Source organism: Lutibacter sp. Hel_I_33_5 (genome assembly GCF_007827455.1).
Classification (GTDB): domain Bacteria; phylum Bacteroidota; class Bacteroidia; order Flavobacteriales; family Flavobacteriaceae; genus Polaribacter.
Map to the genome: position 1 here is coordinate 1,107,687 of NZ_VISM01000001.1, position 10,305 is coordinate 1,117,991.

Sequence of the window (10,305 nt, forward strand, 5' to 3'; positions counted from 1 at the left end):
ATTAATTGATAATTTAATAGATATATACAATCGAATAGATTAATAATTGAAAATTAATCAAGTATTTTTGCATTGTTAAACTTTGAAAAATGAATAGTATAGAAAGCTTGCAGTGGCGTTATGCAGTTAAAAAATTTGATGATTCTAAGTTGCTATCAGAAGATCAAATAAACACATTGAAAGAAGCATTTAACTTAACCGCGACTTCTTATGGATTACAACCTGTAAAGTTGGTTATTGCTAGCAATAAAGCCATTCAGCAAAAATTAGTTGAACACTCTTGGAATCAGCAGCAAATTGTTCAAGCTTCACATATTTTAATATTTGCAATACCAGAAATATATTCTAAAGATGATATTGAAAAATATTTTGATTTAACTAAGAAAATTAGAAATACGCCGGACTCAATTTTACAACCTTACAAAGAGTTTTTAGTAGATGATGTTTCTAAAAAAACACAAGAAGAATTATTTCTTTGGAATAAAAATCAAGCGTATTTGGCTTTAGGAAACTTATTAACTGTCTGTGCTTCAGAAAAAATAGATTCGTGTCCAATGGAAGGATTTATTCCTGAAAAATATGATGAAATTTTAGAATTAAAAAAGCATAATTTAAAATCAGTTTTAGTTTTACCTGTTGGATTTAGAGCTCAAGATGATAGTATGAAAGACTTGAAAAAAATCCGTAGAAATACTGAAGAAGTAATTATTGAAATCAATTAATTTTCATTTTAAAAAAGTATTTTTGAAATACTAATAAAGAATCAAAAACAATGAGTACAGAAGTAAGAAATCAAGAACCTAAAATTGTATGGAATCATTTCGCTGATTTAAATGCGGTTCCTAGACCTTCAAAAAAGGAAGAAAGAGTAATCCAATTTATGGTTGATTTTGGCAAAAATCTTAACCTAGCTACTATTGTAGACAGTGTAGGAAATGTGATTATTACAAAACCTGCAACTTCTGGAATGGAAAACAGAAAAACAGTTGTACTACAAAGTCATTTAGACATGGTGCATCAAAAAAACTCAGACACTATTTTTGATTTTGATTCTGAAGGAATTAAAATGATTGTTGATGGTGATTGGGTTAAAGCTGAAGGAACAACTTTAGGAGCTGACAATGGCTTAGGAGTTGCAGCTATTATGTCGATTTTATCTTCAACAGATATTCCGCATCCAAATATCGAAGCACTTTTTACGATTGATGAAGAAACTGGAATGACAGGTGCAATGGGTCTTGAAGGAGGTATTTTAAAAGGTGACATTTTATTAAACCTAGACACAGAAGAAGATGATGAAATTGGTATGGGATGTGCTGGCGGTGTTGATGTTACTGCTACCAGAAATTATACATTAGAAGAAACTCCAAAAAATACAACTGGTTATTCAATATCTGTCACAGGATTAAATGGAGGTCATTCTGGAATGGATATTATTAAAGGTTTAGGTAATGCAAACAAAATTATGAATCGTATTTTGTTTGATGGTTTTTCTAATTTCGGTTTACGTATTTCTGAAATAAATGGTGGTAGTTTGCGTAACGCTATTCCACGAGAAAGTTTCGCAACTATTGCAACTAGCACAGATTCTAAAGATTATTTTCTATCTAAAATCAACGAAGTTATTAACAATATTAAAGCTGAGTTTTCAACATTAGAACCCAATCTTTCAATTGAAATAAAAGAAATTACATCACCAAAAAATGTAATGGAATTAAGTGTTCAAGAAGGATTGATAAAATCTATATATGCTGGATTAAACGGCGTATACAGAATGAGTCCTGATATTGAGAATCTAGTGGAAACTTCAAATAATATTGCACGAGTAATTGTAAAAGACGGAGCAATAAAAATTGGATGTTTAACACGTTCTTCATCAGAAACAAATAAAACAGATTTAGCAAATTCTTTACGTTCAGTTTTTGAATTAGCAGGTTTTAATGTAGATTTTTCAGGTCATTATCCAGGCTGGTTACCCAATGTAAATTCAGAAATATTAAAAACTGTAACACAGATTTACAAAGACATATTTAAAGAAAACCCAAATGTAGCTGCCTGTCATGCTGGATTAGAATGTGGAATTTTAGGACAGAATTATCCAAACATGGATATGGTTTCTTTTGGACCCAACATTAAGGGTGCTCACTCACCAGATGAGAGAGCTCAAATTTCATCAACTCAAAAATTCTGGAAATTCTTACAAGAAATTCTAAAGAATACACCAAAAAAGTAAAAAGAGTATATAATTTATTTTTGTTTAAAAAGAACAAAACCAACACTTTACCTCACTGTTTAACAGGGGTTTAAAAAATTAATTCTTTGTTAACATCTTTACTTTAAAAAAAAGAGAATAAATTGTAATTTTACTAGAATATAAATAGCTTATTTAATGGGTAAAATTATTGCCATAGCAAATCAAAAAGGTGGTGTTGGAAAGACAACTACGACAGTTAATTTAGCTGCTTCGTTAGGCGTTTTAGAGAAAAAAGTGTTATTAATTGATGCAGATCCGCAAGCTAATGCTTCATCGGGTTTAGGCATTGATGTTGAAAGTGTTGAATTTGGGACTTATCAAGTCTTAGAACATACCATTTCAGCAAAAAAAGCTATTCAAAAAACAACTTCACCAAATGTTGATATTATTCCTGCACATATTGATTTAGTTGCTATTGAAATTGAATTAGTTGACAAAGCAGAAAGAGAATATATGCTTAAAAAAGCATTGATTAATCTTAAAAGTGATTATGATTATATTCTAATAGATTGTGCACCGTCATTGGGTTTAATCACATTAAATTCTTTGGTTGCTGCAGATTCTGTTATGATCCCAATCCAATGTGAATATTTTGCTTTAGAAGGTTTAGGAAAACTATTAAACACGATTAAAAGTGTGCAAAAAATTCATAATCCAGAATTAGATATAGAAGGCTTATTGCTAACCATGTTCGATTCTCGATTACGCCTTTCTAATCAAGTAGTAGATGAGGTTAGAAAACATTTTAGCACTATGGTTTTTGACACCATTATTAGAAGAAATACGCGTTTAGGTGAAGCACCAAGTTATGGTGAAAGTATAATTGCTTACGATGCAACCAGTAAAGGTGCTGTAAATTACTTAAATTTGGCAAACGAACTTTTAAAGAAAAATGCGAATGGCTAGAGCAACTAAAAAACAAGCTTTAGGAAGAGGTTTATCTGCCTTATTAAAAGAGTCTTCAGATATCGTTTCTGCTTCAGATAAAAATGCTGATAAAGTTGTTGGAAGTATTATTGAAATTGAACTAGATTTAATTGAAGTAAATCCATATCAACCAAGAACTTATTTTAACGAAGAAGCGTTACGAGAATTAGCAAGTTCTATCAAAGAGTTAGGAGTTATTCAGCCAATAACCGTAAGAAAACTAGAAGGAAACACATTCCAATTAGTTTCTGGAGAACGTCGTTTTAGAGCGTCAAAATTAATTGGAAATAAAACTGTTCCAGCATACATAAGAATTGCAAACGACCAAGAAATGCTTGAAATGGCATTGGTTGAAAACATACAGCGTAAAAATTTAGATCCAATAGAAGTAGCACTTTCATATCAACGATTAATTAATGAAATTCAGTTAACACAAGAAGATTTAAGTACTCGCGTTGGTAAAAAAAGATCTACGGTAACCAATTATTTACGTTTATTAAAACTTGATCCGATTATACAAACAGGTATGCGAGATGGTTTTATTTCTATGGGTCATGGACGTGCTTTAATAAATATAGAAAATAAAGACGAGCAACTTTCTATCTATGAAAAGATGCTAAAAGAAAAACTATCTGTTCGTCAAACTGAGCAATTAGTTAAAAATCTAAAAGAAGGTACAAAATCAACAGTTCAAAAAAAGAAAGTGCTTCCAAAATATATTAAGGAAAGCTTAAAAGATATTAGTGAATACTTTGGGCATAAAATTGACGTTAGTGTTACTAGTAATGAGAAAGGAAAAATAACAATTCCATTTCATTCTAAAGAAGATTTTAAACGCATAAAAAATCTATTAAAATAAATTGTTCACTCGTAACTTCATAGCGTTATTAAGCATCCTATTTTTCACCTCAACTTTATATTCTCAAAAAGATTCTTTAAACGTAAAAGGTGTAAAATTATCAGGTGATTTAAAAGTTGCTGATAAAGTATATAATCCTTTATCACCTTCTAAAGCGGCATTTTTCTCTGCAGTATTTCCTGGTGGTGGACAGATTTATAATAAAAAATACTGGAAAGCACCAATTGTTTGGGGAGCTTTAGCCATACCAACTTATTATTATCTTACAAGTGACACAGATTACAAAAGGTACAGAACCGCTTTTAAACTTAGACAAAATGGTTTAAAAGATGAGTTTACTTTAGATGACGGAAATAAATTACTATCCGATGATGGACTAGAAAGTGCTCAACGTCAGCTTAGGCAAAATAGAGATTTATCATTATTATCAGGAATAATTATTTACATATTACAAATTGTAGAAGCCAGTGTTAACGCACATTTATTACAATTTAATACCAGTGATAACATTTCATTAAAACCAACAATACAACCAGATCCTTTTAAAGTAGAATCACCTACCGTAGGACTTACATTAAAATACTCTTTTTAAAATGAAAATAGCCTTACTTGGTTACGGAAGAATGGGGAAAGAAATTGAAAAAATTGCTTTATCTCGCGGACATGAAATTGTTATCAAAAAAGATGTAGACGACATTATTGATATTTCTTTGGCTGATGTTGCAATCGATTTTAGTGTTCCAACAGCTGCATTTAATAATATAACAAATTGTTTTAACAACAATGTTCCAGTGATTTCTGGAACCACTGGCTGGTTAGACAACTATGACGAAGCTTTAGAAGTTTGTAAGCAAACCAAAGGTGCTTTTATTTATGCATCTAATTATAGTTTAGGTGTAAATATTTTTTTCGAATTGAATAATCAATTAGCAAAAATGATGAGCGCTTTAGATAGTTATAATGTAACTATGGAAGAAATTCATCATACAAAAAAATTAGACGCACCAAGCGGAACAGCAATTACATTAGCAGAAGGGGTTATTGAGAATACTGATAAAAAATCTTGGTCTCTAGAAGGTGAAGCAACATCAGAAAATATTCCAATTAATGCCGTTAGAACTCCAGATATACCAGGCACACATACCGTTTCTTATGTTTCTGAAGTAGATACTATAGACATTAAACATACAGCACATAATAGACAAGGGTTTGCTTTAGGAGCTGTTATTGCTGCTGAGTGGATTTTGGGAAAAGAAGGTGTATTTTCTATGAGAGATGTGTTAAACATCCGTTAAAGAATGTAACATTTTTAGAAATTTTACATCTAATAAAATTAAGTTTGATATCGTTTTAAAATCGATAAAATAAAAATACAGTTATGACATTTACACAATGGTTTCTATTTTTTCTAATTATACAAGTTGTTCATTTTTTAGGAACTTGGAAATTATACATAAAAGCAGGTAGAAAAGCTTGGGAAGCTGCAATACCGATTTACAATGGCATTGTTCTAATGCAAATCATTAAACGACCAAAATGGTGGATTATCCTATTATTTATTCCAGTTGTTAATTTGTTAATGTTTCCTGTTGTTTGGATTGAAACTATCAGAACTTTTGGCTTTTATAAAAGAATAGATTCATTTTTAGTGATAGCAACATTAGGACTTTATATATTCTATATTAATTATGCAACTGACGCTACTTATAATGATGAACGAAGCTTAAAACCAAGATCAAGTTTTGGTGAATGGGTTAGCTCTATTGCTTTTGCAATTATAGCAGCAACATTAGTACATACGTATTTTATGCAGCCTTATACTATTCCAACTTCATCTTTAGAAAAAACATTGTTAGTTGGTGATTATTTGTTTGTAAGTAAGTTTCATTATGGAGCAAGAGTACCAATGACTACTATTGCTGCACCGATGGTACATGATACAATTCCTTCTATACCAGTACCTTTTACAGGCATTTCTTTAAATAAAGCTTTTGGTTCATATCTAAAGAAGCCTCAATTACCTTATATGCGTTTGCCAGGGTTTCAAAAAATAAAGCGTAATGATATTGTTGTTTTTAGTTGGCCTGCAGATAGTCTAAAAACTATGTGGGGAGATACATCTGGAGAATTCACCTATAAACCTATCGATAAAAGAACCAACTACGTAAAACGTTGTGTTGGAATTGCAGGAGATACATTAGAATTAAGAAATGGTTATGTTTTTATTAATGGTAAGAAAAATGAATTACCAGATAGAGCTAAATTACAATTCTACTATACGTATACTTCTAAAACACCGATAGATAACAGAACATACCCAAAATTTTTACGTAAAAACGAACGAACATTCGTTTATAAAATATTGAATGAGTATTGGGATAATCCCAAGGTTCAAAAAGCTTTTAGTACAGGCGCAAACTTAACCAAAATTGGTTCTGATTCTTTGTATACTGAAGTTGCAGGTGGCGTTGCTCCAAATCTAGCTCAACGCTTAAAAATGGAGATGATTGCTACTAAAATCAACATCAACATGACTGAGGATGAAGTAGCACGTTTAAAAAATTATTCGCAAACAGTTTCTATTGAAAAAATTAATCATGCAAAAGATGATGCAATATTTCCGAATATAAAAAACACAACGTGGTCTCAAGATAATTTTGGCCCAATTTATATTCCTAAAAAAGGAAGTACTGTCGAACTTAATGATACAACTTTACCAATGTATGAACAAATCATTAAACGATACGAGAACAATGATTTAGAAATCAATGGTGATGATATTTACATAAATGGACAAAAAGCAGATTCTTACACGTTTAAACAAGATTATTATTGGATGATGGGTGATAATCGCCACAACTCTTTAGATGCTCGTTATTGGGGTTATGTGCCTTTTGATCATGTGGTAGGGAAACCTGTTTTGGTTTGGTTTAGTTGGGATGCAAATGCACCTAACTTTATGGCAAAAATAAAATCTATACGTTGGGATAGAATGTTTACAACAGTTGGCGGTAGTGGAAAATTAGTATCTTATTTCTATCATTTCTTAGCGTTATTAGGATTGTATTTTGGATATAGTTTTTATAGAAGTCGTAAAAAAGAATCATAGTTTTTGGGGCTTTTTATTCCTACATATTTTTCTCCAATCTCTCAGTATTCGGAACTTTTAAAATTTGATACAATCAATTTTGAGATAGAAGATAATTTTCAAAAACAAACCTATAGAAATCGATGTTATATTTTTGGAGCAAACGGCAAACAACTTCTAAATATCCCAATAAAACATAGTAATAAAGAAGGTAAAAAGAAAACTAAAGATACTTTAGTTGAAAACGCTTTCCCTTGGCAAAGTCAACATTTAAAATCATTACAAACCGCTTATAGAAGTTCGCCTTTTTTTGAATTTTACGAAGATGATTTACTACCGATATTCTCAAAAAAATATAAATTTTTGTTAGATGTAAATATTGATACTTATTCTTTCTTAAAAGATGCTTTACAACTTGAAACAGAATTCAAAAAAACAAACGAATACAAAGTAAATTCAGAAAATGATTTTCGTTATTTGGCAGAAGTAAAACAAAAGACACCAAACAATCCTAAAAAATACATTCAAATTTTTGATGATAAGCATGGATATATCTCTAATTTATCAATGTTAGACTTACTTTTTATGGAAGGACCAAATGCAATAAGTTATTTGTAATAAATTTTCATTAGATTTATATCGAAAGTAATTTTATCCCCTAACATGAAAACTTTAGAAAACTTTATTAATAATTTTCATCAATTACCAAAAGAATCTTTTGATAAATTTCTGGCATTAACTACTTTAAAAGAATTTTCTAATAAAGAAATTCTTGCCGAAGCTGGTAAGATACCTAAAGAATTATTTATACTTAAAAGAGGAGTTGTTAGATCGTATTATACAGACTCTAATGGTAAAGAATATATTAGAAGCTTATTTAACCCTATTTGTGCAACGGGTGCATTAGGTGCATTAGTGCAAGACAAACCTTCGGCACTTTCTTACGATTGCCTAACTGAATGCGAATTATATATTGTTAATTTTAAAGACTTAAAAAAACTTATAAGAAACGACAAAGAGATTGCAAATATGTATGCAAATGTTTTGGAGCGAATTTTCATATTACTAGAAGCTAAAATTTATGAATTATCTGTTTTAGATGGTACTCAAAGGTATTTAAAATTAAAAAAAGAAATACCTACTATTGAAAAGCTGATTCCGCAATACCATATTGCATCTTATTTAAACATTTCAGCAGTTCAATTAAGTAGAATTAGAAGAGAGATTAATTCAAAATAACTTCCAATTAACATATGTATAGAATTTTATATAAATAATTTTTTATATTTGGTTATAGAACCCCACAACCCTCTATATATATTTATTAATTGCACAAAGCAATACAAAAAGGTTTACTTTTGAAGTAGGCCTTTTTTTTTATGACTATTAAATTCTTACTTCATTATGGACTTCACTTTATTGCTCCATTACTCATTGCATATCTAATTAATAAAGATCATTGGTTAAAAATCTATTTAGTTTTTATACTAACTATGCTTGTAGATTTAGATCATTTATTAGCAACTCCTATTTTTGATCCTAATAGATGTAGTATCGGATTTCACCCACTACACTCTTATATTGCCATATCAATTTATGGGGTTTTATTATTCTTTAAAAAGACTAGAATTATAGCGATTGGATTATTGCTACATATGTTAGCAGATTATATCGACTGCTTCTTATGACTTAATTTTGATAAACCTCTCTAATAAAGAATTGATTTGAGTAGAAACTTTCAATTTAACTACTAACAAAACATATAAAACAAGAATTAATATACTTTTTAGCATCAAATTAATTAATGGTGAAATTTCAAAAGAGAAAATTTTAACTGACGGAAAACTAAAATTCCAGAAATAAAACATTGCAAATAAGCTTGCTATAACACAAAGCATGATGACGGTTTTATCTGTAAAAGGTGAAAAATTAAATTTACTTTTTACAAATAGTAATTTCAATGTATTAAAAGTAAAAATAGTTATTAATGTAGATAATGCTAATCCATCTGTACCATAAACACCAAATAACCATTTATTTAGATAATATACACTTAAAGCCATACCTACACCAAAAGGTAGTGATATTTTATAAAATTTAGAATTACTAATTATAGCCCCGTTATTACCTAAAAACATATTGTATAACTTCGCTAGAGAAATCATCAACACAACTAATTCACCTCCTGCATATCCTTTTTCTGGCAGTAATTTAAAAAGTTCGTGTACACCACAATTCACTAGTAAAAAGAATACCCCACCAACTAACAATAAGTTAATAGAGCTCTTTTTATATAAAGAATTTACTTCTTTATGATCGTTATCATTTAATGTGATAGAAGTTAAGGGCTGTAAAATCTGTGTCATTGCTCTACTTGGTGCTTCAATAAAAGAACCAATAAAAACTGCTACAGAATAATATGCTGCTTGCTCTATAGTTTCCTTACCTGGAATCATGACTTTATCAATATCAAGTAAAATTGCGCCAGCACTCCCAGCCAAGATAATGTAAAGTGAATATCTTATTATTTCACCGAAGTTATCAGGTAACTTAAAAGTAAATTTTGGAAAGTACAGACTAAACGCATAAAACATCATCACAAAAACTCTTATTACATAAGCTCCTGTTAAAAAATAAATAAATTCTGGTTTGGTTATAAAATCAAAAAAAACAGCTGACAATAAAATCATGACTACTGCCCTATTCCAAAATTCTTTTAAAACATTTCCAAAAACCGATTTTAATTGCACCTTAGACCAAGCATAAAAAACTTCGAAATATGCGCAAGAAACTGCTACTATAAAAATAACCAACGTATAACTTTCAATTATTTGATTTTCTGGCGTAATCTTACTCATAATCCATGTATGCATATAATCCCAGAAATACCCTAAAGGAATTGCAATGACTAAAGGAAAAAATATAATAATAGATAAAAATCGGTCTTTTTCTTCTTTAGTTTTATAGGAAGAAAAGAATTTAACGATTGTATAATGGACACCTAAAGCAGTAATTGGCATTATTAAATTTGATGCTGATAATAAATAAGCAACCAACCCATAATATTCACTTTCTAAAATTCTTGGATAGAAAAATAGCGTATTGATTCCCCCAACAATAAACGCTATATATATGATTAGCGAATTCTTAAACGATTGTTTAAATATAATTCCCAAT

Annotated in this window: 11 protein-coding genes; 10 read left to right on the plus strand and 1 reads right to left on the minus strand. The window is 29.8% G+C overall.

Translation table 11 applies throughout. The features are described 5' to 3' along the window. Window positions 1–89 precede the first annotated feature (89 nt). The 10 genes from OD91_RS04780 to OD91_RS04825 all read left to right on the plus strand — a co-directional run bounded on the left by OD91_RS04780 (window position 90) and on the right by OD91_RS04825 (window position 8,816). Window positions 90–722 (plus strand): NAD(P)H-dependent oxidoreductase, encoded by a 633-nt coding sequence (locus OD91_RS04780; RefSeq protein WP_144895247.1) that lies wholly within the window; start codon window positions 90–92, stop codon window positions 720–722. Between the two features lie 50 nt (window positions 723–772). After that, window positions 773–2,233: an aminoacyl-histidine dipeptidase gene (locus tag OD91_RS04785; protein ID WP_144895248.1), complete on the plus strand. Its 1,461-nt coding sequence runs from the start codon at window positions 773–775 to the stop codon at window positions 2,231–2,233. Window positions 2,234–2,389: 156 nt separating this feature from the next. Then, the gene (locus OD91_RS04790) at window positions 2,390–3,160 is read left to right on the plus strand and encodes a ParA family protein (protein WP_144895249.1); all 771 of its coding nucleotides are present in this window, start codon (window positions 2,390–2,392) and stop codon (window positions 3,158–3,160) included. Further along, a complete protein-coding gene (locus tag OD91_RS04795; protein WP_144895250.1) occupies window positions 3,153–4,040 on the plus strand; it encodes a ParB/RepB/Spo0J family partition protein in 888 nt (295 codons plus the stop codon). Before OD91_RS04790 ends, OD91_RS04795 begins: the two co-directional genes overlap by 8 nt. Before the next feature lies 1 nt (window position 4,041). Continuing rightward, window positions 4,042–4,632, plus strand: coding sequence for a DUF5683 domain-containing protein (locus OD91_RS04800; protein WP_144895251.1), 591 nt, complete (start codon window positions 4,042–4,044; stop codon window positions 4,630–4,632). 1 nt (window position 4,633) lies between these two features. Then, the gene (gene dapB / locus OD91_RS04805; protein WP_144895252.1) at window positions 4,634–5,335 is read left to right on the plus strand and encodes a 4-hydroxy-tetrahydrodipicolinate reductase; all 702 of its coding nucleotides are present in this window, start codon (window positions 4,634–4,636) and stop codon (window positions 5,333–5,335) included. An 83-nt stretch (window positions 5,336–5,418) separates the two neighbouring features. Continuing rightward, complete coding sequence (gene lepB, locus OD91_RS04810; RefSeq protein ID WP_144895253.1) at window positions 5,419–7,149, plus strand: signal peptidase I; 1,731 nt, start codon at window positions 5,419–5,421, stop codon at window positions 7,147–7,149. A 3-nt stretch (window positions 7,150–7,152) separates the two neighbouring features. After that, the gene (locus OD91_RS04815) at window positions 7,153–7,746 is read left to right on the plus strand and encodes a WbqC family protein (protein ID WP_144895254.1); all 594 of its coding nucleotides are present in this window, start codon (window positions 7,153–7,155) and stop codon (window positions 7,744–7,746) included. Window positions 7,747–7,791: 45 nt separating this feature from the next. Beyond that, window positions 7,792–8,367: a Crp/Fnr family transcriptional regulator gene (locus tag OD91_RS04820; protein ID WP_144895255.1), complete on the plus strand. Its 576-nt coding sequence runs from the start codon at window positions 7,792–7,794 to the stop codon at window positions 8,365–8,367. Window positions 8,368–8,507: 140 nt separating this feature from the next. After that, window positions 8,508–8,816 carry a DUF6122 family protein gene (locus OD91_RS04825; RefSeq protein ID WP_144895256.1) on the plus strand — a complete coding sequence of 103 codons (309 nt, stop codon included), beginning with the start codon at window positions 8,508–8,510 and terminating at the stop codon, window positions 8,814–8,816. Here OD91_RS04825 and OD91_RS04830 read toward each other — a convergent pair. Beyond that, entirely contained in the window at window positions 8,811–10,304 is a 1,494-nt protein-coding gene (locus OD91_RS04830) for a lipopolysaccharide biosynthesis protein (protein ID WP_144895257.1), read from the minus strand. The two genes, OD91_RS04825 and OD91_RS04830, sit on opposite strands and share 6 nt — an antisense overlap. Between the last annotated feature and the right edge of the window lies 1 nt (window position 10,305).